This is a genomic window from Exiguobacterium sp. R-17 (assembly GCF_049913315.1).
Lineage (GTDB): Bacteria > Bacillota > Bacilli > Exiguobacteriales > Exiguobacteriaceae > Exiguobacterium_A.
Genome location: NZ_CP184372.1, coordinates 2882503 through 2909007 on the forward strand (window position 1 = coordinate 2882503; position 26505 = coordinate 2909007).

A 26505-nucleotide genomic window follows, 5' to 3' on the forward strand; every position below is an offset into this window, starting at 1 on the left:
CTTACCTAAGGAGGTCTTTGATATGTTGGGAAACGTACCGCTTCATCCACTTCTTGTCCATGCACCGATCGCACTTTTATTATTCGCAACGTTATTGTTACTCGTCAGTCTGAAATGGACGCAATTCAAATTGTTCGCCCTCTTTACGCTAGTCGTTGGTCTGATTTCTGGGGTCGCCGCCTATTTGTCTGGAGACGGAGCAGAAGAGTATGCGGAAGCGAACTTAAGTAGCGTTACCCATGCTGCTATCGAAAATCATGAGCATTTCGCGTTGTTCAGCCTTGTTGCCTTTGGTGTCTCGCTGCTATTTTTGTTATTGGGTTACCGCTCAAACAAAAAAATGTTTTTATTACTCAGTTTTGTCGTTGCCATCGTCGGTAGTGGATTACTTGCTTATACCGGTCATCTTGGTGGTCAGATGGTATATGCTAAATAAAAAAGAGCCGGTTCATTTTCTCTTTTTCAGAGAAAATGAACCGGCTCTTTTATCTTGTTTCTGTTTATTTACGATGTGCGCGTCCCGGGCGACGGTTATTCGAACGATGTGTGTTTCCACGTCCTTCTGTCGTCTTCCGTGATCCTTTACTCTGGTCGTGCTGTGCGCGAATCGCCTCTTCAGACAATTCGACGACGATTGGCGTGACCGAGATGTTCAATTCACGTTCCATATCACGGAACGTCCGACCATCTTTCGGCGTCACGATCGAGACGGCAATTCCATCGTTCCCAGCACGTCCTGTCCGACCGATCCGGTGAACATAACTTTCGGCATCGTCCGGTAAATCGTAGTTAAAGACGTGTGTCACACCTGTCACATCGAGACCACGGGAAGCGACGTCTGTTGCAATCAGGAATTGTGTTTTTCCTTGATAGAACTTCGCCATTGCCTTTTCCCGTTTCCCTTGCGTCAACCCACCATGCAGTTCATCCGTCGGATACCCTTGCATCTGCATTTCTTCGTTTAATTTACTGACACGACGTTGCGTACGGCAGAAAATGATGGCTGCATATGGACGCATCTCGTCAAGCATCGTCCGTAGTGTCGCCTGCTTGCGACGATCCGTCGTCTCGACGACGAACTGCTCGATCGCTTCTACAGTGATGCTTTCCGCTTCTACCTGCACTTCGACTGGGTTACGCAAATACGTTTTCGCCAGTTCCTCTACTTTAGGTGGCATCGTTGCTGATAACATGACGAACTGGCGATCAACAGGTGCTGCCTCGATGATATCTTCAATTTCTGGCAAGAAACCGATTTGAAGCATTTGGTCCGCCTCATCTAAGACGAGTGTACGTAATTCGCTTAAGTCTAGTGTGCCGCGACCGACATGATCGAGAATCCGTCCTGGTGTCCCGATGATGATTTGTGGCATCCGTCCGAGTCGTTGAATCTGTTTAAAGACGTCTTGCCCGCCATATACTGCAAGAGCACGGTACTGTTCCGTATTGCGAATCAGCTTATGGGTCTCATCTGCGATTTGACGCGCGAGTTCGCGAGTCGGTGCGACGATCAATGCTTGGACCGTTTGCGATTCGACATCGATTTGCTCAAGAATCGGTAAGAGGAACGCTAGTGTTTTTCCTGTTCCGGTTTGTGCCTGTCCAATCAAGTCGCGTCCGTCAAGTAATGATGGAATCGCTTGTTCTTGAATCGGTGTCGGCTCCTTGATGCCTTGTTTTTGTAATTTTTTTATCCACAGGTCACTGATGTGTAATGTTTCAAATGTTGACATAATATATCCTCCTAAAAATTATCCACAGAAAAAAGCTGTGGATAACCTGCTTCGCATAGACAAAAACAGTTATCCACAGCCGTGCTCTATTCAGTATACACAATTTACGCGTTTGTTGCTTCCTGTTTTAACTTCCGATCGAGTATGAACGTGCCGAACGGGATGAATGATGCGATGAACGCAATACCCGCCTTGATGATCGACCAATCGTATTTGAATTTCACAACGGCGAGCCAGATCGCGTACATGACGAATAAGACACCGTGAAGTGCACCAACGACCGAAACTGCTTGTGGAATGTCCGCCATATATTTCAACGGCATCGCAATCAACAGTAAGACTAAAAACGAAATTCCTTCTAATATCGCAATCATCCGGAATTGCCCAAGCGTAGTTCTTAACATCCCGTCACTCCTTTTTCCTGATTCCTGCTCTTAGTATACGGGATGGACGATCCATCTGTGACCGGTGTCACAGGATTGTCAGATTTCGAGTGGTCGTAACCGAGCTTCGATGGCAGCTCGTTTTGGCTCAAGAAACGGAGGTAACGCAAGTGTCTCCCCTAATGTTTCAACCGACTCATCCGTCGCAAATCCTGGTGTATCTGTCGAGAGTTCAAATAAGATATGATTCGGTTCCCGGAAGTAAAGGGCTTGAAAATAGTGACGATCGACTTTACCGGAGTTCGGTAAGTGATAAGCATTCAGACGTTCGACCCACTTCTCGTACTCCTCACTGTTCGGTACACGGAACGCGACATGGTGCACACCACCACGACCTAAACGCTCCCGATCAAGGTCTGGACGCGCTTCGACGTGGACTTCTGCTCCGATTCCCCCTTCTCCTGTCGCATAGACTTCGATTGGAGCAAAGTCACCCGCTAGTGAAGGATAGCGACCAACGTTCCGGAAACCCATCACTTCCGTCAGCACGCGGACCGTTAGTGTCGGATCGTTAACCGTCAATGTCACGGCTCCAAGTCCAACGATGGCATGTTCAGAAGGAATCTCTTCTTGCGGCCATGGAACACCGCCTGCGACACCTACTTCGCCATCTTCCGCGACAAGAATCAAACGCGTTCCTTCCTGATCACGAAACGCCAGTGTCTGTCGTCCAGCACGCTCAATGATTTCGTCATGCTCAACGTCCTTTTCCTCAAACCGTTTTTTCCAAAATTGAAGAGCGGCTGTTGTTTTGACACGAAGAGATGTCGAAGAAATACTCGATGCTCCTGGTACACCCGTTCCAAGATGTGGAATATCGAAAAACGTCAAATCTGTTCCAGGATTCCCTTCCGCATCTCCATAAAACAAATGATACGATGTCGTGTCATCTTGATTGACTGTCTTTTTAATCAAACGCATTCCGAGTACTTTCGTATAAAATTGATAATTTCGCTCTGCCATGCCTGTTAAGATTGATACATGATGAATTCCAAGTAGCTCCATCTTCGTCACTCCCTGTAAATGATTTGGTAATTGAAGTATAACGCACTAATATCTTGAATTCAAGATATTAGTCTAATAAAAAACCGCCCCTCCGAAAAGGGACGATTGAATAGTTGAAATTAAAGTTTTACGACGTTAGCAGCTTGTGCTCCACGTGCGCCTTCAGTGATTTCGAACTCAACTTCTTGACCTTCGTCAAGTGTTTTGAAGCCTTCACCAGTGATTGCTGAGAAATGTACGAATACGTCTTCTCCGCCTTCAACTTCGATGAAACCGAAACCTTTTTCTGCGTTAAACCATTTTACTTTACCTGTGTTCATGGGAACAACCTCCAAAAATAAATTACTTAATACATATGCTGAGCATATGAAAGGAATTCATTATTGTCCCGAAATACATGGAGCAACGAAAAGATTGTTCGTGACACGATGTGAATCCGTAATGACAATAACAATATTAAGCTAACGTAAGTATAAAATGGATGCGCTTTAAAAGTCAAGTTGCCAGACCAATGTTTTTCCAATTGATTCCACTTATTCTACGTAACTCAAACAAAAAACAGGTTCAGCTGAAACTGAACCTGTTCTTCTGTTTTTAACGGTGGATCCAGACTGCTCCAGCAGAGTTATCTTTTGCTTCACCGATGACTTGAATTTTCAATCCATTGTTCGGAAGCAATTTCCCTGCATCCGGAATCAACTGGTTGATATACGATTTTGAATCATCAAACTTCGTCACACCTGGAAGACCTTTATAGTCGTAAAGTCCACGTGATGGTGAATCGATGAGCCATGCAGGTGCTTTATCATAACTGAAAGCAGCATCTGCGATTTGGTAACGTGTGCTTCCTGTCGTGACTGGCTTACCATTAAGTGTTCCAACGATTGCTTCAGGATGCGAGTCAACGACTCCGAGGAATCCTTCACCTGGGTGCTTACCGACCCAGTTGTCGTCAAAGCTAGAATCACCATACCAAACGACAAGGCCTGTGTTGTACTTCACGCCTCGTGCATGTTCGAGCGCTTTGTCCGAACCTGCATAGTTGCGCCATTCAAGGTAGTACGCGTTATCTGCATACGTGAAGCCGTTCGATGCGACGAAACCATCTAATTTGAATTTAGGTGTTCCCTCGGCATCATCTTCAAAGACGACTTTACCATCGACTGTCAGCGTAGCATTATCGAGCGCGAAACCATCAAGCGCGAGTCCTGCGTCAGTGACATATTCAAATTTCAGCGTTACTTTTTTACCAGCAAATTCACTGAGGTCGTATGATTTATCTACCCATGCGCCTTTAGTAGAATCGGCTCGTTCATCGCCATCCGTGTCCTTTTTACCGATCGTTTCCAGTACTTTTGACTGACCATCGGCTGTAGCAGTGACTGTCAGGAAATCGTAGTTGAATTCAACGTCATAGTACGCTTTAAAGTCAAATTTTGCTTGTTTAGCATTCGTCAGATCAAATTCAGGAGACGTCATCGATGTATGAAGATCGTTCCCTTTTGTACTGTAGTAGTACTTCTTGCCGAACGCTGGAGCAATTCCTTTCACTGGCTTTTGTGGAAGATTGACTTTGATGATCCCTGGATTTTTTGATTTCGTGACACTCTGATCGAGGTACGAAGCTGTTCCAGCTTTCGTGAGCGAATCAAAATCGATTGTTTGGATGTTTGCCCAGTTTCCGCCCATGACTGTCTGGAAGAATTCCTTGTTTTGCGGAGAGAAGCTCGTCGGCTCTGTTCCGGCAATTTTACCATTCCAGCTACCACCACTCATGATGGACCAAGAAGCGACTGGCTCCCCTTGACCTGTGTATTGCGTGTCGTATTCATCGGGAAGTCCGAGGTCGTGTCCGAATTCGTGCGCGAAGACTCCGACTGCGCCGTCTTCAGGTTGAATCGTATAGTCGTAAGCTGCCATCTTCCCGCCCCAGCGTGTTGGAACGTTTGATGTCGTGTTTTCGACTGGATAAACGCTATCGAGCGTCCAGCGGTGCGACCAGATTGCGTCATCCCCTAATTTACCGCCACCCGCTTCTTGCCCCGTTCCTGCGTGAATGATCATCAAGTGATCGACGAGACCATCTGGTTCATTTAAGTTACCGTCGCCATCTAAGTCATACTGGTCAAACTGATCGTACTCAGCTAAATTGATGCCTGCCTTGACGGCAGCATTCAAGGCATCCTTGACGAGTCCACGCGGCCCTTTTGCTCCTGGCAAGTTATCATTTCCGCCTTTTGGACTATCAGCACCATAATCCTTAGCTGTTCCCGGAACTTTTAACCAGTTCGAAACCGTCCCATCGACCGAATAGCTTCCACCCGATTGTTCTTCATAATACTGCTTGAACGTTTTAACCTTTTCTCCATTGAACAGTTCAAATTCTTTATCCCCGAACATCAAATCTTGATAATGCTTTTGGTTAAAGTCTTTAGCGTACATATAACCTGGCTCTTGAACGACGTTATTGTGCGCGAAGTCACTGTACTCGACAAGCAGTACCAATACCTTGTCCGTCCGTGTCGTACCGTTATACTTTGCTTGCTTAGCTTTGTCTACTTTGACGAAGCCGTTCGGATTGCCTTTTTTGTAGTTATCATGCTTTTTGTCCAGCTGTTTTGCTAACTTCTCCTTTTGCTTCGTCAAGAAATCCTTTGTTTTCTTGTCGAAGGCTGCTTCTTTACCCGATGCATGCGTATGATCAGGAGCTGGTTTTCCGTTCGCCTTTTGGTCAAGATACTTTTGGACTGCTTTTTGCTTCGCTTCTACGGAAGCGGCTTTTGAAACGACCCCACGTTTTTCCAAGACTTTCAACAATCTGTCTTGATCGACTGTGCTTAAATCCATTGGTGCACCAGCTGTCACTTTTTCGGCTGCTTGGACCGTTTTTACCTGCCCACCAGGTAAAACTGGACCAACAGCAAATGCAGCTGCTGTCACGCCTGACAATACTGCCAGGCTAAGCTGTTTCTTTTTTCCCACGTGAATTGACCCCCTATGTAGTAGTGAAAAGTAAAAGATTACTATACTTTTCTGAATATTCAAATCTTAGTTTATTTTACTTCCTTAATCAATCTTTTTTAAGATAATTAGTGCTTTATGACCATACCTATTTTTAAGTATTAATTTCAAAAAATTTTCAAAAGATTCTTTCACCTTTTTTTCAAAAAAACATCCTTCCACCGTTTTAGAAAACGGTACGCTGAAAGCACTCTAATTCACTAAAGGGAGGATACAATGAGCGCTTTACAACGTTTTGAACGCCACTTACTAAGAAACTATCTGCTCGGTTCATTTATCGCGGTGTTCGGCGTCGGGTGTCTGTTTATTTTTGAGACCCTTACTTTCACGCGGAATGAACAGTTGATTTTAATGGGTATCATGAGTTTATCTGTCAGTCTGATGTTCTTACTCGAATATATGATTTATTCTCGGCACATCGGTGCCTTACGACGCTTCTTCCAAAACGAGATTCCTTCACTCGCCTCTTTCCAAGAGGCTTATCAAACGACCCATCACTTTCCGGTTCTGACTGTTCAACGCATCATGGGACCACACTTCTTAGGTCTCTCAGTTCCCGCATCACTCCTGACAGCACTCGCAATCTCTCAAGAGTGGTTAAAAATGCCGTACTACTTGATTGGTCTCGCCTGTTTTGGTGCTGTTCTCGTCGCGATTTTACACGGTCTGATTGAATTTTTTCTAACCTACCGCGTTACGGAGCATATGCTCCTCACGTTAGAGAAGTATGCCTTCGAACATGGCTTTGATGTTCCAAGAAAAACGACGGTCGTCACGTTAAAGCAAAAAATGCTGATCAGCACATTGATTATCGGTGTTTTTCCGATCATGCTGTTCGTGCTCGCCTCAGCCGTTCAGTTAACGGAAAATGAAAGCCTCCGCTCTTATTGGAGTTGGTCGACGCTTATTTTAATCGTCATCTTGTCCGTCGCAACGTTTTGTAGTCTTCTTCTTTATGAGAACATTCGAAAACCGATTGCGATTCTTCAACAAGGCATTCAAGATGTCGAAAACAATCGTCTCGTCTCGTTACCGAATCCGTATTCTGATGAATTCTCGCACCTCGTCTCTGGTTTTAACCTGATGATGGAAGGAATCAAAAAACGCGATGAACAAAATGAGCAATTGCTGGACAGTCTGTTTACGTTATTTGCCGCAACACTTGATGCCCGGGATCCTTATACGGCAGGACACTCGCTTCGTGTCGCTGCTTATTCAGTGGAAATCGCTACGGCTGCCAACCTACCTTACGAACAAATCGAGTTATTGCGCAAATCAGCTTTGTTGCACGATATCGGAAAAATCGGCATTCGTGACGATGTGTTATTAAAAGAAGGTCGCCTGACTGACGAAGAATTTCAGATCATTCAGCAACACCCGGTCATCGGTATGCATATTCTATCGCAAGTTCAGCTTCCAAAGACGTTATATCCGATTCTTCCTGGGGTAAAGTATCATCACGAACGCTATGACGGAAAGGGGTATCCGGAAGGTCTCGCAGGAGAGGACATTCCACTCTTCGGTCGGATCATGGCGATTGCTGATGCCTACGATGCGATGACATCTGACCGTCCTTATCGTAAGGGAATGCCAGTGGAAAAAGCTTTATCCATCTTAGAAGAGGGCATGGGTACACAATGGGACGCCACTTTTACGCGTCTTTTTCTAGACTTGAAACGTTCGCCGATTGAAGACGTGTCGTAAGTATGGAAAGGAGTTTCTCATGCATCCTAAAATCGTGGAACGTCATGAATTTTATTTTGTTGGTCTTGGACTGACATGTGAAGAAAACGAATTGCATACGTTGATGCCGGAACTCTGGCGTGAATTTTCAAGACGCTCACATGAGATTCCTGCAAAACCAGATAGCTATCCGCTCGATATCTCACTCGAACGAAACGGAACCAAATACTCGCAATGTGTCGGGTATCCGGTCTCGTCACTCGACGGTATTCCAAAAGGAATGAAAGGTCACCGTATTCCTGCTGCACGTTATGTTTTTTGGAAACATGAAGGACCGGATATCGAAATTTGGAAGTCCTTCGAAAAAATTCAACGTTTTGCCTCTAAGCAAGGGATTGAACTTGATCCTAATGACTTTAAGATTGATGAGACTCGGGACGATGTCCACCATCTCTATCAACGGATTCGTTGAACCATTCGCTTGAATGGTTCTTTTTTTGCGTTGAAATATCTTTCATACTTAATAATTCAGTACAGGTACTACGGACTATATTCAGAAAATTCGATTTAATTCAAATGACTTATTCTCGCTTTCTTAATTCTTTGGCATAGTTAGACTCAACCCAAACAAGGAGGCGATTTATTTTGAAAAAGTTTCTCGCTACATCGCTTGTCGCAAGTGTACTTGTCGTTCCTACGGTCGTAGGTGCAGAAGGTCTTCAAGCTGGTAAACTCACGAAAGCTTCGTCAGAACCAGCTGCAACGATCGTTAAAGATTTCGTGAACAAAAAAGGTGACTTTGCTGTTCAGAATGTCGAAAAAGACGGATCTTCGCAGATCGTACGTCTCCAACAAGAAGTGGATGGCGTCCCTGTCTTTGGTAGTGTCGTCGTCGGGAACGTCGCGAAAGACGGTACTTTGAAAGCAATCGTAAACGATGCGATCAACGTCAAAGGAAAACCAGGTCTCGCGAAAAAAGCAACTCTTTCTGAAAAGAAAGCAATCAAGTTATACCAAAAAGCAATCAAGGCTTCTGAATTTGAAGTCGCTCCAAAAGCAGAACTCGTCATCTATCCTGTTAAAAATGATGCAGTCTATGCGTATAAAGTGACATCGACGGTCCTCGCTGGTAAAGAACCATCACGCTGGACATATTTCATCGATGCAAACTCAGGTAAAGTACTTAATAAATTCGACCAACTAGCACATGCGAAGCCGGTCAACACAGTTACGGGAACAAATGCAGTCGGTACAGGAACAACAGTTCTTGGCACGAGCGCATCATTTAATACAGTGAAGAGTGGCTCGTACTACTATCTTCAAGATTCAACTCGCGGTAAAGGCATCTACACATATGATGCGAAGAACCGGAACACACTTCCAGGAACACTCTGGGCTGACCTCGATAACCAGTTCAATACGACATATGACCGCGCTGCTGTCAGCGCACATGTCAACGCTGCGAAAACATATGATTTCTACAAAAACACATATGGTCGCAACAGTTATGACAACGCAGGTGCTGCCTTAAACTCATCTGTCCACTATTCAACAAGCTACAACAATGCATTCTGGGATGGAACGAAGATGGTCTACGGTGACGGAGACGGTTCAACATTCACATACCTCTCAGGCGCACTTGACGTCGTAGCGCATGAATTGACACACGCTGTCACAGAATACACAGCTGGTCTCGTTTACCAAAACGAATCAGGTGCAATCAACGAAGCTGTTTCGGATATCATGGGTACGGTTGCTGAATACTCAGTCGGTTCGAACTTCGACTGGCTCGTAGGAGAAGACATCTACACGCCTGGTGTCAGCGGTGATGCACTCCGTTCAATGTCGAATCCAGCTGCTTACGGCGATCCAGATCACTACTCAAAACGCTACACAGGTACACAAGATAACGGTGGTGTCCACACGAACTCTGGTATCGTCAACAAAGCTGCTTACCTCCTCGGTAATGGTGGAACTCATTACAACGTGACTGTCACAGGTGTCGGCGTACCGAAACTTGGAGCAATCTACTACCGTGCTCTTAGCGTCTATTTGACTCCGAACTCGAACTTCAGCGCACTTCGCGCAGCAGTCGTTCAATCGGCAAAAGACCTGTACGGTTCAACAAGTGCAGAAGCAACAGCAGCAGCGAAATCATTTGATGCTGTAGGCGTCTACTAAGAAAATCTCCTCCCAAAGGATTTTCATATTTCCTCTCGAGTGTCGGACTCGGGAGGTTTTTTATGCGCAAAAAAGACGGATTCGCTTGGAGCGAATCCGTCTTTCCATTAGTCTTGTCCAGGATCACGGGCAAGACGTAAGCGCATCTTTCCGTTGTCCGGGAATACTTTCAATTGTAAAGATTCTCCCTCGTACCATGTCCCATAGCTCGTATCGACGACAGGTTCACCGAGCGTTGACAAGGCGTTCGTTGAGGCATTCGTCCAGTCGATCGCTTCAATGATTCCGTCCGAGACGACGAGCAGGTATCCGGCGTTCGAGAAGTAATAGGTATTGACCGCGTCCTGTTGCGTATTACCAACAGCACCATATTTTGCTTCGAAGTCAGCAATCGGTTTTCCGAGATACTGCTCCGGCTTATCAATCGGTTGGTTGGCAACTGCTTGCGAGAGTGCCGTAAGGACTGCTTTATCTGATGTTCCTTTTGGTGCTTCTAATCGGACATCGGTCTCAGGCAAATACCCTTCGATACTATCATTGAGTTTCAAGTGGACCATTCCGTCTTTTGCATCCAATACCTCATAGACATCACCTAAATCTGCTTTATAGATGACACTACTTCGGCTTGCATCGCGATAGACGTTCGCGAACGGACGTGTCACCCAAGCTGCTTGCGCATACTCTGCCGCCTTTTTCTTTGATTTCTTCTTCTCTTTTTTCGCTTCTTTTGGATCCTTTGTCGAGGCTGTCTCTTTCTTCGACTTTTCGTTTTTCGTTGCTTGATCCGTCGTTTTCGGCTTCTCAAGCGTCGATGTTGCTTGAGAGGCATCGTTATTCGTCAACATATACAACCAGCCACCTACGATGAATAGCGTTGCTAAAATACCACCAAACGCAATCCCTCGGCGATTGCGTTTCTGTTTCCGTCGTTCTTGTCGAGACTGTCGTTCTTGTTGGTGTTCACTCATGTATGGTTCCTCCTGAAAAGTCGACACAGTTTTTCCCCACTATACCACCAATGTTTACTCGAAATATTTAAATTTCGATGACAGTTCGACCACGATGACGAGAAGTCAGTAAGGCTTCTGCGATTTCAGGTAAATCGTTTAGTGTTTTGATATCGACTTCTGACGCAAGATCGACCTGCCAGTCACTCGCTAAACGTCGCCATAGCTCTTCGCGATAGGCGATTGGTGTTTGTACCGCATCGATTCCAATCAAGCGGACGCCACGTAAGATGAAGGGATAGACTGTCAACGTCATTTCTGCCCCACCGACGTTCCCACACGTCGTGACGACACCACCATATTGTACGAAGCGAATGACGGACGCGAGCAATGGTCCCCCTACCGTATCAATGACACCGGCATAAAGCCCTTTCTTTAAAGGACGATCCGTTTCTTCTAGGAACGTAGCGCGATCTAGTACCTCAGCCACACCTTTTTCAAGTAATCGTTCTTGTTCTACTCGTTTCCCGGTTACGGCATGTACTGTGTAGCCTAATCGAATTAGTAAAGCAATCGCAATCGTACCGACACCTCCTGTCGCTCCAGTCACAAGGATGGGTCCTGTCTCCTTTGAAACAATTCGTGACAGTTCATCGACTGATTGCGCCGCCGTCAATCCTGCCGTTCCGTATTGCATCGCTTCTAACGGAAGAATGGATTCTGGAAGTGGTGTCACCCAATCGGCTGGTACACGTATGTATTCTTGAAATCCGCCCGACGTATTCATCCCAAAATCAAAGCCATTGACGACGACCGCTTGACCAGCTTGAAACCGTGTATCTGTCGTTTGTTCGATGTATCCTGCTGCGTCAACGCCTGGTGTATGCGGATAGGATTTCGTCACCCCTCGATTACCCGACATCGACAAAGCATCCTTATAGTTGACGCATGAATGCGTGACACGAATTAAGACGTCTCCTTCCGGTAAATCATCGACTTGTTTCGTCTCGATTTTCCCTTCATAGTTCCCATCCACCTCTCGTACGACGAATGCTGAAAAAGTGTGTTTCATGATGTCTCTCCTTTCTCTTGTGCTTCTCTATACCCTGTTGTTTCCATCGACACACTAAAAATCCCTGCCGTTTCTCAAAGAAACGACAGGGAGCGGGGACGGAAAAAAACATCAGCGTTCCATAGGTGGTCAAAGGTAACAGGTCAGTCTGTCAATGGTTCATGGTCATCGGTTTGCCATCGCCATCTCTTCTCCACAGAGGAAAATTGAGGTCCGTCCCCTCTCCTTGACGTGGAGTCTCACCACGTCAAGGAGTTACATATAACGTCCACCATCAAAGTCAATTGTCGTTTGATAGTTCGCGGCATTGATCGCATTCGATACTTTGTGTGCTTGCCGTTCCACTTCCTCCGCTTTTAAGCGATAGGCATCTGGATCGAATAAGGCATGACGAATGATCGTCGTCCCTTCAAATCCGTATTGGAACTCGCGTTTTGGTCGACTTGCGAGCATCTGATAATTTTGTGCCTTTGCCCGCAATTGGGTCGCCCACTCGATTGCTTCGACGAGCGGCATTTCTCCTTCGTCCGTCACGATGACAGTTTCTAGATTCGCCGCATAGACGAGACGATCCAAGACTCGCATATCATGACGCACGATGTCCATGGCGGCTTCGACGTCGGTTAAGCTCCGGCCTTGTTGTGCGGGGAGTGCTTCTCCCTTTTCTAAATCAATGAACGCTACGCGCTCCATTTCTTCAATCAGCTGATCAAGCTGTTTCCTCAGAATACTCTTTAATTTCACGGCATCTGCTAGGTACATCATCAACTCCCCTTTCCTATTCCATTTACGTCATTCCTTTCAAAAGGTTTCAATCAAACTGATGGACGAAGGCTCCAAATTCCCCCTGAATCGTTTGCTTGTCCATCTCCGATATCGTAGTAGCTCGGTCTGTATAGCGTTCTAAGAGATAGGCTTTTATTAGGACATGTGACGGTTGGAATCCGATACGCAGGCACCATTCCTGAAGTGTTTCTGTATCATGTCGCCGTAAGCGGGTCGGGAGTATCTGATTGAACTAGATGAGTTGTTTACGCATCCAGGCATCTGGTAGCTCGATCGAGTTCTCTTTTATAACAAAGCCGTTGTCTAAGGACTGTAACGGGGTGTCAGTTCTGATCGAGTCCTCATCCTGTTTCTTGGTCTTTCGACGTTTCCGCCAAACGATATAGCTTATGATGAATAGAGGTAGAACAATCAGACTCATCAGTAACATCGATGAGGACGATTCCCCTTTTTCATTCATACCTCGCTTAGCATTTTCAACCCCTACAACGATGAGCTTATTCTTTTTCGGTTTGAGGTCTTTCTGCTTTTTGGGCTTTTCATTCGTGTCCCAAACACGTAAATCTTCGTCATTCTTCGTCTGCTTTTTAGGCAACCACGAAAGAAATGGAATGTTTAACAGCTTGCCGTTGTTCTTGCAGTTCGGTTTACACGATCCGTTCGTTTCGACTCCTGACATCTTTATCGCTTGTGGCTTCAATGCTTGAAAAGCCGCTTCCGTCAGCGGCTTACTGATCCCTAATATCAGCAAAATCAATCCGATACCAATTACGAGTCGTTTGCGAAGTGACATCAAAAGCCCTCCTTTTTATAAATCCATTATAATCCAATTATATAGTTTTAGTGTATTTTTATGGATGTTATGAAACAAGGAATGATTGTTCAATTAGAGGGGAAAAGGTAGACAGACCTATTCAGAGAGGAGAACTATTTCATGTTGAAACTCGATCACACGCATGATCCGTATCAAAATGCGGCGCTGATTCAAGAATACGTTGAAACATCAAGCAACGAACAGGCTGTTCGACAAGCAGAACAACTATTACACGATAGTACATTTATTGCACCACGACGTGATCCTAACCTCAGTCGAACACTTCGTTCGATGATCTCACCGTTATTTTTGACAAACCGTGATAAACATATTTTACCGCTGACACCAGCTTTCGTAACGCCACACGATGAGATTCGACCGAGTTGGTTCGGGCGGCTCAATCATGAGTTCGAACGTTTGATCAGTGAAGTCGAAATCGTTGATATCACTTCCTATGGTGCGGTCGGTGATGGACAGACAGATGATACACAAGCGTTCATCGAAGCGCTCGGTGATGGACATCGACAAGTCCATGTTCCAGCCGGTACGTACATCGTTCGAGGAATTCGTTTACCTAGTTATACGATTTTAACGGGAGCTGGCAAAGGGAGAACGATTATAAAGATGCACGATGACGCACCTAAAGGACGACGTCTTGTGACGAACCAAAATTATCTCCTTGGCAATCATCACCTGCTTGTTGAGAAAATGACGCTTGATTGGAACATCAAACGAATCGGTGACGCAAAGAAAAGTAGCACATGGGGCAATCACTCCAGTTGTCTCACATACGCACATGTCACTTATGGTTGGGTCTTTGATGTCGAAGCTGTCAATCCAGGACTCCATTGTTTTGATATCTCGACACCGTATTACAATTACAACGGGGACGGTGCTCGAGCGAACTTAAGTAGTTCATTCATCTGGTTCGATGGATTAACCGGTTACGGGTTCGGAGACGACGGGATCACGACACATCATAGTGACCATCTCTTCATCTCGAACTGCTTTATGCATGACCCAAGTGGACGTGCCCATGCAGAAGGTTTTTCCAATTCGAACGGGATTGAAATCGATGATGGGTCACGCGATGTCTGGTTATTCAATAACGCATCAAGTCGTTGCTTCGGTGGACTTGAAATCAAGGCGCATGCGACCTCTTCTGCTGCCTCAACCGTTAAAATCGTTGGTCATTTATCAATTGATGACCACCGTGCCTTTAATTTTCGCCATATCGGGCATCATCAAGCAAGTGATCCAACGTCTCAGACGGCTTACAATATCATCGCAACACGCTTGATTGCTCAGACTCCTCAATATACGGAGCTCTATGCGAATTCAAAACCGCGCGCACTCGTCGTTTCCGCTTATCGTAATGTCGTTATTCATGATTTCACGGTGCTCGGTGATCCGTATTATGACTACCAAGAACAGCCAATGATCGGAATACAATATAAGGCACGCAACGTTACGATCAGTCAGTTGAAGATGAGCGGATTCCGACAAGCGAAAACGGATATCCAAATCTTTGGTGGAGAAAATGGAGCTGAGGATGTACGCCTTCGGGATATCCGGATCGAGGATTCTGCCAAACACGGGATTACGATCGGTCCTGACATCAATCGCGTCAAGTTAACGAATGTGGCACTAAAAGGAGATGGGACGGTTGGCTTGAATGCTAAATCGGAACCGGAAATGGAACGGTTCATCGCGACCGGATTTAAAGTACCGATTCGTGCTCAGTCGACGCAAGCATGAACAAAACGACAGGATGGACTTTGGTCCATCCTGTCGTTTTCATTGGGATCGAATGTATGCGAGGACACGTGTATCAATCGCACGATCCGCTTGTTCGCGCATCTCAAAGTTTTCCGTATGCAGATATGTCCGGAGCGCTTCTTCGAAATCACCGCGATAGCCAAGTGTCAATAATTTATCCATCAACTCCGACTCTAACGCATCATCGATGGGCTTGATTTCTTCCGGCTTACTCGGTTGTAGGTAAAGTGTGTGCAATTGATAGATACGTTCGAGTTCTTCAATTGGATTCGGGTGATCATCAACACGTAGATCAATATAGCGATCGTTGAATCCACCGTACCCGCCACTTTCCTTAACGACGAGCAGTGCTGCTGATTGCATCCCACGCGAGTCCCCACCTGCTGCTTGCCCCGCAGCCAACGCACGCAACAACCGTTCTGCGAGTGGCCCTTGCGTCGATTCAAAGACACGTGCCATCTCTTTGACCGTATTGCCATCTACAAGAATATTCCCTTGCGCCGCAAAATGTTTCCCCGCAATTCCGCCTGCCCAGTCGTTACATCTCTCTCCCGTAAAAGTCGCACTTTTGCCCTGCGCATCGATGATTCCGACTTGACGATCTGCTCGCCCTTCATCCGCTTCCGTTAATCGATGGAGCACTTCATCCGCTGAAGCGCCTTGTTCGATCATCTGCAATCCTTCAGGGCCATACGTCGTATTTGCAAATGATTGTGTCGCTACAGCACCTACTCCCGCTTTCGCAAACGGAACAGCACTCCCAACAGCTAAAAATTTTGATTGGACAGCAACACCCCACGCTTGTTCTTTTTCGCAATAACCAACGATTGAATATGTCACTTCAGTTCCCCCTTTAGTCACTTCTCTACCCGTTCGTGATAACGCTTCCCGATTCCTGCAACATAAAAACCTTCCGGACAGATGTCCGAAAGGTCGACTTCATTGAATACCGAGCGTCACAGCAAGTAATAAGGCGGCACATGCTAAAGCAATCCAAATCGCGAAGAGTTTCCAGACGAAACGTAACCATTGCTCATACGGAATACCTGCGATCGCAAGAAACGCCATCAAATGCGCACTTGTCGGAAAAATCATGTTCGTCAATCCATCTCCGTATTGAAATGCTAAAACAGCTACTTGACGCTCGATACCGAGTAAGTCAGATAAAGGTGCCATGATTGGCATCGTTGTCGCGGCTTGCCCGCTCCCCGATGGAATGAAGAAATTCGTGATCAGTTGTACGATGTACATTCCGATGACAGCGAAGAACGTTGGTAAATGTCCTACGGCATTCGATAAGCCGTAAATGACCGTGTCAATGACACGACCTTCTTCAAGAATGACGACAATGGCACGGGCAAAGCCAACGATCAATGCACCGAACGTCACGGCTTTCGCCCCGTCAATCAGACTCTCAAAAGTACCGTTCACACCGAGTGTGATGATCCCAGCAATCAGTCCAATGATCAAGAACGAGGCTGTCAGTTCCGTCAAATACCAGCCCCACTCGAAAATTCCGATGACGTTGAGCGTGATTCCACCGATCAAAATCAGTAAAACAAAAGCATGACGTTTCGAAAAGCGTGAAATCGTCGTTGCTGCTTCTTCCGCACGACGTTGTTCGAGATCATAAACGAGGCTACGCGTTGGATCCTGTTTGACTTTCCGTGCGTAAGTCATGACATAAAGAATCGTTACGACTAAGAAAACGATATAAACGGCGGTTCGATAACCAAGACCGCTAAAGAGTGGAACTTCCGCGATCGATTGAGCAACACCTACCGTAAACGGATTCAGCATCCCGCCAGCAAAACCAACCGCCGCTCCTAAACTAACGATTGCAGCTCCTGTCATCGCGTCATAACCGAGTGCACGCGCGAGCATGATACCAATCGGTACAAAGATGATTGTTTCCTCTGCCATCCCGATTGTTGCTCCGGCAATCGAAAAGACGAACATCGTCATCGGAATCATGATGTGTCCCTTTTGACCAAACCGACGAATCAATTGATTGATTCCCGCTTCGATGGCACCCGTTTGACGAATGATGCCAAAGACACCACCGACTAAGAAAATGTAAAAGATGATCGCAGCGCCTGCTTCCATTCCTTTCGGGATCGCTTCGAATAAACCAAAGAAATTGACAGGTGCAGACTCCACCGCGCGATAGGTACCATCGATAACGACGGTCTGACCATCCTGTTTTTCACGGTCGAATTGTCCTGCTGGAAGTGTGTACGTCAAGATGACTGAAATAATGAGAATCGCCATGATGATGGCATATGTATGAGGCATCTTGAAGAATGATTGCTTCGACTGTGTGGCATCTGTTCGTTCATTCATGATAAAGGCCTCCTTTTCGTGTCTTTATAAGAATAATGCCCTATTCAGGGAAAAACTAACAGTTTTAATGAAATGTTATGTGATTGTAAAAGAAAAGTGGAACATTTTTAGTCAAATCTTTATCAAGATGAACTAGCGAAGGAGCGCGTTGTATAAAACAAAAAAGAAAGATATCCTAGGTCATAAAACCTAGAATACCTTCCTTATGTGTTACATTCGCTTCTAACTCGTTTCATTATGCTTGGAATGATTGAACGTCCAGTGGTTTAGCAAGAGCTGTTTGAGCAAATGCAACGAACTGTCCGAAATGAGCACTTGTGTTGTGTGCTTCGATCGCAGCTTGGTCTTCCCATTTTTCAATCATCATGAAGACATTTTCGTCTTCTGTACTTTGGAACAGATCGTAGCTGATGTTTCCAGCTTCAGCACGCGATCCTTCTACTAATGTTTTAGTTGCTGCTAAAAATTCTTCTCGTTTTGCGGGTTGTACTTCTAACTTTGCTTCGATGGCGATCATCGGAAAGCCTCCTTTGTAATTTCGTTAACTTAAGCATCGTAGCACCTCCCGATTCGTTACGCCATAAAGATGCTCGGACGATTGATGATATTTAATTACGGGTATTTATAGAGGGAATTATTACTTTGTACCACATCAGAGAAGGGAGCAACGAAGATGCGTGTTGAGGTATTTTACTTTGAGGATGACGGACATATTCCGAATAACCCTAATTTTCCGGTGTTGATTTATCGGCATGCATTTGAAGAACCGTCACGCATCGAACAGACTTTCCATTCACATGACTGGCGCAATAGCTGGGTAGATGGCATTTTTGATTTTCATCATTATCATAGCATCGCCCATGAAGTGATTGGTATCCTCGAAGGACATGCGACTGTCCAACTCGGTGGTCCACTCGGTAAGACCTTCACCTTGACGAGTGGAGATGTTCTCTTACTTCCTGCAGGCACAGGACACAAAGCACTTGATACAAGTCGACACTTCCGTGTGATCGGTGCCTATCCGAATGGTCAAGACTACGATACGTTGACCGGGCAAACAAGTGAACGCCCGGAAAACCTTCAGCGTATCCGCCAGGTAATGCGTCCCAAAAAAGATCCCGTCCTCGGCGATCATGGTCCCTTATTTGAGCATTGGTGACGTCTCTTTCTCTTGAAGAAGACGTTTTTGTTCAGAGTTCGCGTGGTAAACCCTACTATTGTCTCTCTACTTAAAGGAGGAATTCGATGAACGCAACAGAAAAGACGCTAATACTTGCTGCATTAAAGCAAAAAACAGTGACGTTTCCCGATCAGACACATGTGCGCGCACTCGGACAAGGTACGTGGCGGATGGGGGAAGAGTCGGAGAAGCACGAAGCAGAAATCGAAGCACTCCGTGTCGGTCTCGACAGCGGAATGGAACTCATCGATACGGCAGAGATGTACGGGGAAGGCGCCTCTGAAGAATTGATTCGCGACGCGATCGCTGATCGACGCGAAGAAGTCTTTCTTGTCTCGAAAGTCTATCCTCATCACGCTGGTGGGGAAGCGTTAAAAAAAGCTTGTTCCAAATCGCTTGAACGTCTCGGTACGGATTATCTTGATCTCTATCTTCTTCACTGGCGTGGCGACATTCCACTAAAGGAAACCGTTGAAGGACTGGAAGCCTTAAAACAAGAGGGTAAGATTCGCCGTTGGGGTGTATCGAACTTTGACGTATCAGACATGAAAGAACTGTTAGCATTACCGAACGGTGATCAGTGTGCTGTCAATCAGGTACTCTATCACCTCGGCTCACGCGGAATCGAGTATGAACTGCTCCCGTTACTACGCGAACATGGTATTCCAGTAATGGCGTATTGCCCACTAGCTGAAGGTGGTTCACTGCGTGATCAACTCCTGAATCATCCGACCGTCGAGGAACTCGCTGAGACACATGGTGTTGAACCGGCACAGATCTTACTTGCTTGGGCGATGCGTGAAGGTGACGTCATCGCAATTCCTAAAGCAGGACAAGCACATCATGTCGAAGCCAACGGTCGCGCCGCACTTTTGAATTTAACAAAAGAAGAGCTAGCTGCACTTGATCAAGCGTTCCCAGCACCAACAAAAAAAGAACCACTCGATATCGTTTAAGGAGGTCATTTTCATGACAAAACATGTTCAACTCGGTCAATCTAATCTATTCGTTCACCCAATCGGTCTCGGTACGAATGCCGTCGGTGGACACAACTTGTATCCAAATCTCGATGAGCAAGCCGGACGCGATCTCGTTCGTGTCGCGTTACAGCAAGGGATTAATTTCCTCGACACAGCTTTCATCTACGGACCAGAACGTTCGGAGGAACTCGTCGGTGAAGTCTGGCACGACACGGTCGCTCGAGAAGATGTCGTCCTCGCGACGAAAGGTGCGCATCAGTTCGTTGACGGAAACGTCGTCATGAACAACTCACCTGACTTTCTCCGTCAATCGGTCGAAGAAAGTTTAAAACGTCTTAAAACAGACTATATCGATTTATATTACATCCATTTCCCAGATGAGTCGACACCGAAGGACGAAGCCGTCGCTGCACTTGCTGAACTGAAAAAAGAAGGAAAAATTCGCGCGATTGGTGTCTCGAATTTTTCACTCGAACAACTGAAGGAAGCGAACAAGGACGGACATGTCGACGTCTATCAAGGAGAATACAATCTGTTTAAACGGGATGCGGAAAAAGAGTTACTTCCATACATCGTTGAGAACGGCATGTCCTTCGTTCCGTACTTCCCACTCGCCGCTGGGTTATTGGCAGGGAAATATACGAAAGAGACGACGTTTGATGATTTACGAAAAAACGACCCGTTGTTCCAAAAAGACGTCTTTGAACAAAACCTCGCAAAAGTCGATCAACTGCGTCCGATCGCAGACGCACACGATGCGGAAGTCGCACACGTCGTACTCGCGTGGTATTTGGCACAAGATGGCATCGATGCCATCATTCCTGGTGCGAAACGCCCGGATCAGGTGACAGATACGTTGCGTACGTTAGACGTTCAGTTGTCGCAAGAGGATATCGAAAAAATCGACCAAATTTTTAGCTGATCGTTCTCTTCTTATGCACATGAGCAGAATAGGCGAAAAATCATGCTGAACTTCGTATGATGGAGGCATGGAGGCGATTGATCATGAAGCACCATTTTCATTTAACTGCAGACTGGCCGGGAAATCGCAATGATGTCGGTCAGATCGAGACAGGTGAGTTAAAAACAAAAATTTCAATTCCGGACGCTATGGATGGTCCAGGGGTTGGCACGAATCCAGATGAGATGTTGCTTGGGGCAGCTGCTACATGCTATATCATCACGCTTGCCGCAATGCTTGAGCGTAGTAACATCCCAAAAGTCTCCTTAACGATGGAATCTGAAGGCATCGTTGATGTCACGAACGGCGTCTTCACATACGATGCGATCATTCATCGTCCGAAACTCTTATTACCAGCCGATCTGTCGGATCGTGATGTGGAGAAGGCGCAACGTCTCGCTGAAAAAGCAGAAGGTTCGTGTATGATTACGCGGGCACTGGCTGGTAATGTCAAAGTATCACTTGATGCTGTGGTAGAGAGAATCTCAAATTAACAAACAAAAATCATCGTTTAACTTTTTAGTTGAACGATGATTTTTTACTTTATTTATCTACTTATTGGTATATTATTGATGATTTAATCATTCTAAATACCATTTACTATTATTCGGAGGATAACCATGTCTTATTATGAAACATTACGTTCTTCAACTGAAACTAACTCACAATCCGATGCAATAAGTGTATCTGTACCAGCACATGACTACACAACAGAATTACTTACACACCTCAATCAAGTACTGTATCAATCTTTAGACCATTTCCAAAAACAAGATAAACCTGATCAAATGGTTGAAACGGTCAATGAATGGCTCATGCATTTAAATCAACCTCTGATCGACTTGCCACTTCATCGTGAACTCACTACTAGCACAACACATGCTTTACCTACACAATATAAAAATTCTTTGCGTGCTTGGGAACTCATTGCTCCTGGCCAACTGGAACAAGAACAGTTATTGCATCATATTAGTCAAGAATTATGGACAGCATCTGCTGCCGATTGGATGGTGAGTTTTACACGTCATTCTGGAGTACAGACGCTTGTCCCAGCTTTGAAGGAAGCAGAAGCTCAAAGCAAATCAATCCGCATTTTGACTTCATTTTATATGAATATTACAGAAGCGAAGGCTATCCGACAGTTGATGGAATTCAGAAATATTGAAGTAAAAATTTATGAACCGATAAAAAAAAATCATGCGTTCCATCCGAAAGCCTATTTATTTTCTCGTCCTGACCAGTTGGATAGTGCTATTGTTGGGTCCTCTAATTTATCAAAGTCGGCTTTAACGCACGGTATGGAATGGAATATTCGTATACCTTCTACACCCGTCACAACATTAGTCACTCAAGCGAAAAACTTATTTGAACAACTTTGGAACAGCCCAGAAGCGACTATTTGTACAGAAGAATTATTACTTCAATATGAACAGTACCAACAAGAAACACCACCTATAAAATCATTTTCTATCCGCGATACAATTGCCGAATCCGCTGTCGATTACAACGTTATTGAACCGAACCTCATGCAGATTCCGGCTTTAGAAGAACTGGATCGTTTACGCGAGCGAAAAGAAACAAAAGCAATGGTCATTGCGGCAACTGGAACTGGAAAAACGTATTTAGCAGCATTTGATGTCCGTCAAACTCAGGCTAAAAAAGTATTATTTGTTGCACATCGTGGAAAATTACTATCACAAGCTGAGCATACATTTAAACAAGTTTTTTCAAATGAAAATTATACATTTGGTAGATATTCAGGATCACAACAAATTCAAGATGCACAATTTACCTTTGCTACCGTTCAAACACTTTCAAAAGAGGTTCACCTTAATCAATTTTTACGGGATGCGTTTGACTACATCATTATTGATGAATTCCATCACGCTTCATCTGCTTCTTACCAAAACATTCTTAACTATTTTACGCCACAATTTTTGCTTGGCGTAACGGCAACACCAGAACGAATGGATGGTCAAAATATCTTCCAGCTTGTTGACTATAATGTCGCTTACGAAGTTCGTCTGTATGATGCCTTAGCACAAGATTTACTTTCACCATTCCATTATTTTGGTATTCAAGATGATGAATCGATTGATTATTCTCTTATTCCTCAACAAAACGGCTTTTATGTGGAACAAGATCTTGTTGTTGCACTCGAACGCTCAACACGAACAGATTATATTGTTGAAATGATTCGTAAATTTGGGTTCAGTGGTAATCAGGCTGTTGGATTAGGATTCTGCGTCAATATCAATCATGCAGAGTTTATGGAGCAAGAATTTAAACGACATCAAATTGAAGCAATGGCTGTTACAAGTAAACAGTCTGAAGAAGAACGCGAAGAAGCCATTCGCCGACTAGAGGACGATCAAGATCCACTACAATATATTTTTACAGTTGACTTGTTTAACGAAGGAGTCGATATTCCAAAAGTTAATCTCATGCTATTTTTACGTCCTACGGAGTCTCCTACTATTTTTATTCAACAATTGGGGAGAGGCTTACGTAAACATAGCTCAAAAGAATTTGTTACGATTTTAGATTTTATCGGAAATAGTCAAAAGGCTTTTGTTGCACCGCTTGTGTTGTCTGGTCAACAATCGTTTCATTCTATTGATCGTTATAAAATTGCTACTGCTGTAAAACAGCATTTTCCGATTTTACCGGAAGGATCTTTAGCCATTCTAGATTCAATTACAGAAAGATTTATTATTGAACAAATGAAAAAAATAGAGTTTTCAGCTAGCAAACAGCTCCGTGAAAGTTATCAAAGGCTGACACGTATGATCGGAAATCCTCCAAGTTTAAATGATTTAGTTACGCATAAAGACGCACCAGCTATTGAAAGTATTGTTCAGCAATGGAGAAGTACATTACGTCTTAAACAACTTGAAAAACATGCTACCGATGAAGAACTACGTTTATTGCTAGATGACACAACACGCAAAATTGTCGAACAGCTCGAAGGGCTATTCCCAATTCGTGAGCCCTTCAGCTTACTGATTTTAAAACATTTACTGCATCATCCTTCTGCTTCAGTACAAGATATTGAACAAGAAGTTTTCAAAGAATTCGCCTTATCGACGAATCACTCTTTTTCAAAGCGACCTATTATTCATCATCTTTTTAAACGCTGGTCTACTGCGTTTAAAAATGACCGTATTCAATTGCTAGATGCTGTATCAGAAGAGCGCTATCGCTTTTCAAATACAGTCGTCCAAGCACTTCAACAATCAACTGAATTACGTTCATATATGATGCATTTTATCCAAGCAGGTCTACTTGCATTTCATCAACTACCAGATCGAATTAACTGGTTGATCGAAGACCAGGCGTTTCTATTACATCAAACATACAATCGTTCTGTTATCCAACGTCTTCTTTGTTCACCAAGTCAGGAAGGTTCTTGGCGTGAAGGCGTAGCTCAAGCTGGTGATGATTACATTTTATTCGTGAATTTACACAAAGATGAAGCCATTGATGAGCAACTAAAATATAACGATTATTTCTTAGATCAATATCGTTTCCATTGGCAGTCTCAAAGTAATGCAACTGCTACAGGTAAAGCGGGTACTTTATATCAAAACCATGAGAGCGAAGGAATTCGTATTCATTTGTTTATGCGTAAAGCAGATAAAGAACAAGGAAAAACGCTACCGTTCACATACTTTGGCCAGTTAAAGCATCTTCAAAGTACAGGTTCTAAACCGATTAGTGTGACTTGGTCACTTCATTCTCCACTATCAATTGAACTGTTTAAGGAGTGGCAAACTCTTTCTTAATGTACTCAACTGCAGGAATATCGGCAGGAGCCCATTCAAGCTGATCAAGGTCTGAAACAGCCACCCAGCGAAGCTCTGCATGTTCTACAGCAATCGGTTCTCCTGTTACGATTTCAGCTTCAAACGTATGCAATGTAACAATAATAGCATCGTACTCGTAAGTCGTTTTTTCGATTGGTTGCTTGACCTTAATATTACATTTTAATTCTTCATTGATTTCACGAACTAACGACTGTGATGGCGTTTCATGTAACTCAATTTTTCCACCAGGAAACTCCCATAAGTTGGGCAATGACATTTGACTACTACGAAGTGCACACAATATTTCATTATGATCATTGCGAATGACAGCCCCAACGACTTGAACATGTTTTTTCATTTTTTATGTTTCACTCCAAATCATTACAGATTTTTCAGTTCTCTGCTTATCATAACAAAAACCGTTATTCCTTTGACTTTACAAAGAATAGCGGTTTTATTTATATCCAGTTATCCACATGTGGATAACTCCATTTATGGTATACTTATGCCACTTATCCACAAGTAGAAATGAGGAAACTTACATGTCTCGTGAACTTTATCCGATCGTTGTCAAACCAGAATGGATTGAATCGATTCGAAGCGGGTATCCCGCGTTACGTAAGGAAATGTTCGAAGCCTTACAACATGTCAAAGAGGCAGGCGGACTGCTCCATCTGATGACAGAACATAAAGAATACCTCGCGACTGGTTATTTTGGCAAGCAAGAAAAAGGTGTCGGTTGGACTCTCTCAATGGACGAGCAAGAAGCGATTGATGTCGACTTCTTCAAACAACTTTTTGAACAAGCATTAGACAAACGAAACGAATTTTTTGAAGAGTATTCAGAAGCCTTCCGTATTTTTAACGGTGCAGGAGATGGTATCGGTGGTTTGACAATTGATTGTTACGATCATCATTACCTTATTACATTCGAAAATGAAGGCATCTATACATTCCGTCCACTGATTCTTGAAGCTCTTGAATCACTACTGAATTACAGAAGCATTTATGAAAAACGAGATTTCCTCGTCGATCTTCAACCCGTCAAAGGCGACGACTTTTTGAAAGGGGAACGAGGCGATTTTCCTGAAGTCGCACAAGAATACGGTGTGTTGTATGAGTATGACTTGGATGCTGGTATGCGGACTGGTTTTGACATTGCCCAACGTGAACTTCGCCGAATCCTTCTCGATTCCGTCGAACGAAAAACCGTACTTAATCTCTTTTCTGATACAGGAACATTAACGGTAGCTGCCCTTTATGGTGAGGCTGCTCAAACGACAAGTGTTGATTTCTCGACACGTAGTCGAAATAAGACAAAAGATAATCTTGTGTTGAACAGTTTTACTCCTGAGAAACAGAAGATTTTAGTTCAGGATGCGTTCGATTACATCGAACAAGCGGATAAGAAGACTCGTTTTGACGTCGTCTTGTTCCATCCACCCGTACAAGTCAATACACGAACACGTCAGTTTCGGACCGAACAGGATCTCGCTCTTTGGATCCAAAAAGTCATTCATTTGACGAATCGCGGAGGACTGCTTGCGATTACGACAGATAGTCCCGCTCTTGATGCGTCACAATTGAAAAAAGCTGTGGAGCAGGCGTTCAACAAGTTGCGTCAAAAATTTGAAGTCGTATGGGAGCAGCCGGAGCAGAAAGATTTCCCGACTCCTCCTTCCATGCCACAACTCAATCCAAAAAGTATTCTTGTTCGCCGTAAATGACGTGTTATCTAAAAAATCCGCTACTGAATTTTTCAGTAACGGAT

The 26505-nt window shown here is 44.6% G+C and carries 24 protein-coding genes; 11 read left to right on the forward strand and 13 right to left on the reverse strand.

The window, feature by feature from the left end; genetic code table 11:
• The first annotated feature begins 22 nt into the window (after nucleotides 1–22).
• Nucleotides 23–436, forward strand: coding sequence for a DUF2231 domain-containing protein (locus ACN9MT_RS15130; RefSeq protein WP_214856704.1), 414 nt, complete (start codon nucleotides 23–25; stop codon nucleotides 434–436).
• Nucleotides 437–500: 64 nt separating this feature from the next.
• On the opposite strand, the gene ACN9MT_RS15135 is transcribed toward ACN9MT_RS15130, so the two are convergent.
• The 5 genes from ACN9MT_RS15135 to ACN9MT_RS15155 all read right to left on the reverse strand — a co-directional run bounded on the left by ACN9MT_RS15135 (nucleotide 501) and on the right by ACN9MT_RS15155 (nucleotide 6163).
• A complete protein-coding gene (locus tag ACN9MT_RS15135; RefSeq protein ID WP_426272521.1) occupies nucleotides 501–1733 on the reverse strand; it encodes a DEAD/DEAH box helicase in 1233 nt (410 codons plus the stop codon).
• Nucleotides 1734–1837: 104 nt separating this feature from the next.
• Entirely contained in the window at nucleotides 1838–2137 is a 300-nt protein-coding gene (locus tag ACN9MT_RS15140) for a DUF3817 domain-containing protein (protein WP_035411945.1), read from the reverse strand.
• Nucleotides 2138–2215: 78 nt separating this feature from the next.
• Nucleotides 2216–3181: a ring-cleaving dioxygenase gene (locus ACN9MT_RS15145; protein WP_035411942.1), complete on the reverse strand. Its 966-nt coding sequence runs from the start codon at nucleotides 3179–3181 to the stop codon at nucleotides 2216–2218.
• Between the two features lie 119 nt (nucleotides 3182–3300).
• Nucleotides 3301–3501: a cold-shock protein gene (locus ACN9MT_RS15150; protein ID WP_023469752.1), complete on the reverse strand. Its 201-nt coding sequence runs from the start codon at nucleotides 3499–3501 to the stop codon at nucleotides 3301–3303.
• A gap of 274 nt (nucleotides 3502–3775) precedes the next feature.
• On the reverse strand, nucleotides 3776–6163 hold the full coding sequence (locus tag ACN9MT_RS15155; protein ID WP_426272522.1) for an immune inhibitor A domain-containing protein: 2388 nt from the start codon (nucleotides 6161–6163) through the stop codon (nucleotides 3776–3778).
• Nucleotides 6164–6418: 255 nt separating this feature from the next.
• Between ACN9MT_RS15155 and ACN9MT_RS15160 the strand changes: the two genes are divergently transcribed.
• The 3 genes from ACN9MT_RS15160 to ACN9MT_RS15170 all read left to right on the forward strand — a co-directional run bounded on the left by ACN9MT_RS15160 (nucleotide 6419) and on the right by ACN9MT_RS15170 (nucleotide 10066).
• Entirely contained in the window at nucleotides 6419–7906 is a 1488-nt protein-coding gene (locus tag ACN9MT_RS15160; protein WP_426272523.1) for an HD domain-containing phosphohydrolase, read from the forward strand.
• Nucleotides 7907–7925: 19 nt separating this feature from the next.
• Nucleotides 7926–8357: a GyrI-like domain-containing protein gene (locus tag ACN9MT_RS15165; protein ID WP_056064803.1), complete on the forward strand. Its 432-nt coding sequence runs from the start codon at nucleotides 7926–7928 to the stop codon at nucleotides 8355–8357.
• Nucleotides 8358–8530: 173 nt separating this feature from the next.
• Entirely contained in the window at nucleotides 8531–10066 is a 1536-nt protein-coding gene (locus ACN9MT_RS15170; protein WP_329469540.1) for a M4 family metallopeptidase, read from the forward strand.
• A gap of 107 nt (nucleotides 10067–10173) precedes the next feature.
• On the opposite strand, the gene ACN9MT_RS15175 is transcribed toward ACN9MT_RS15170, so the two are convergent.
• The 4 genes from ACN9MT_RS15175 to ACN9MT_RS15190 form a co-directional block, all read right to left on the reverse strand.
• Nucleotides 10174–11034 (reverse strand): hypothetical protein, encoded by an 861-nt coding sequence (locus tag ACN9MT_RS15175; RefSeq protein ID WP_290755301.1) that lies wholly within the window; start codon nucleotides 11032–11034, stop codon nucleotides 10174–10176.
• Between the two features lie 67 nt (nucleotides 11035–11101).
• Nucleotides 11102–12085: a YhdH/YhfP family quinone oxidoreductase gene (locus ACN9MT_RS15180; protein ID WP_426272524.1), complete on the reverse strand. Its 984-nt coding sequence runs from the start codon at nucleotides 12083–12085 to the stop codon at nucleotides 11102–11104.
• Nucleotides 12086–12340: 255 nt separating this feature from the next.
• Entirely contained in the window at nucleotides 12341–12847 is a 507-nt protein-coding gene (locus ACN9MT_RS15185; protein ID WP_035411922.1) for a hypothetical protein, read from the reverse strand.
• Between the two features lie 256 nt (nucleotides 12848–13103).
• Nucleotides 13104–13664, reverse strand: coding sequence for a hypothetical protein (locus ACN9MT_RS15190; RefSeq protein WP_426272525.1), 561 nt, complete (start codon nucleotides 13662–13664; stop codon nucleotides 13104–13106).
• Nucleotides 13665–13805: 141 nt separating this feature from the next.
• Between ACN9MT_RS15190 and ACN9MT_RS15195 the strand changes: the two genes are divergently transcribed.
• A complete protein-coding gene (locus ACN9MT_RS15195; RefSeq protein ID WP_426272526.1) occupies nucleotides 13806–15443 on the forward strand; it encodes a glycosyl hydrolase family 28-related protein in 1638 nt (545 codons plus the stop codon).
• A gap of 39 nt (nucleotides 15444–15482) precedes the next feature.
• Here ACN9MT_RS15195 and ACN9MT_RS15200 read toward each other — a convergent pair whose 3' ends face one another.
• The 3 genes from ACN9MT_RS15200 to ACN9MT_RS15210 form a co-directional block, all read right to left on the reverse strand.
• Nucleotides 15483–16304 (reverse strand): DUF1028 domain-containing protein, encoded by an 822-nt coding sequence (locus ACN9MT_RS15200; RefSeq protein ID WP_426272527.1) that lies wholly within the window; start codon nucleotides 16302–16304, stop codon nucleotides 15483–15485.
• 99 nt (nucleotides 16305–16403) lie between these two features.
• Nucleotides 16404–17807: a YfcC family protein gene (locus tag ACN9MT_RS15205; protein WP_308102307.1), complete on the reverse strand. Its 1404-nt coding sequence runs from the start codon at nucleotides 17805–17807 to the stop codon at nucleotides 16404–16406.
• A 235-nt stretch (nucleotides 17808–18042) separates the two neighbouring features.
• Nucleotides 18043–18324: a putative quinol monooxygenase gene (locus ACN9MT_RS15210; protein ID WP_035411908.1), complete on the reverse strand. Its 282-nt coding sequence runs from the start codon at nucleotides 18322–18324 to the stop codon at nucleotides 18043–18045.
• A 156-nt stretch (nucleotides 18325–18480) separates the two neighbouring features.
• Here ACN9MT_RS15210 and ACN9MT_RS15215 point away from each other — a divergent pair, with 156 nt between their 5' ends.
• From ACN9MT_RS15215 to ACN9MT_RS15235, 5 genes are all read left to right on the forward strand, one after another.
• A complete protein-coding gene (locus tag ACN9MT_RS15215) occupies nucleotides 18481–18966 on the forward strand; it encodes a cupin domain-containing protein (RefSeq protein WP_035411904.1) in 486 nt (161 codons plus the stop codon).
• 86 nt (nucleotides 18967–19052) lie between these two features.
• Nucleotides 19053–19943, forward strand: coding sequence for an aldo/keto reductase (locus ACN9MT_RS15220; protein WP_214856595.1), 891 nt, complete (start codon nucleotides 19053–19055; stop codon nucleotides 19941–19943).
• Between the two features lie 13 nt (nucleotides 19944–19956).
• Nucleotides 19957–20889: an aldo/keto reductase gene (locus tag ACN9MT_RS15225; protein ID WP_313489545.1), complete on the forward strand. Its 933-nt coding sequence runs from the start codon at nucleotides 19957–19959 to the stop codon at nucleotides 20887–20889.
• Between the two features lie 80 nt (nucleotides 20890–20969).
• Nucleotides 20970–21422 (forward strand): OsmC family protein, encoded by a 453-nt coding sequence (locus tag ACN9MT_RS15230; RefSeq protein WP_426273526.1) that lies wholly within the window; start codon nucleotides 20970–20972, stop codon nucleotides 21420–21422.
• A 126-nt stretch (nucleotides 21423–21548) separates the two neighbouring features.
• The gene (locus ACN9MT_RS15235; protein ID WP_426272528.1) at nucleotides 21549–24713 is read left to right on the forward strand and encodes a DUF3427 domain-containing protein; all 3165 of its coding nucleotides are present in this window, start codon (nucleotides 21549–21551) and stop codon (nucleotides 24711–24713) included.
• Here ACN9MT_RS15235 and mutT read toward each other — a convergent pair.
• Nucleotides 24688–25092 carry an 8-oxo-dGTP diphosphatase MutT gene (gene mutT / locus ACN9MT_RS15240; RefSeq protein WP_368915608.1) on the reverse strand — a complete coding sequence of 135 codons (405 nt, stop codon included), beginning with the start codon at nucleotides 25090–25092 and terminating at the stop codon, nucleotides 24688–24690. The genes ACN9MT_RS15235 and mutT overlap by 26 nt on opposite strands.
• Nucleotides 25093–25276: 184 nt before the next feature.
• On the opposite strand from mutT, the gene ACN9MT_RS15245 reads away from it, so the two are divergent.
• On the forward strand, nucleotides 25277–26461 hold the full coding sequence (locus ACN9MT_RS15245; protein ID WP_426272529.1) for a class I SAM-dependent rRNA methyltransferase: 1185 nt from the start codon (nucleotides 25277–25279) through the stop codon (nucleotides 26459–26461).
• Nucleotides 26462–26505: the final 44 nt, after the last annotated feature.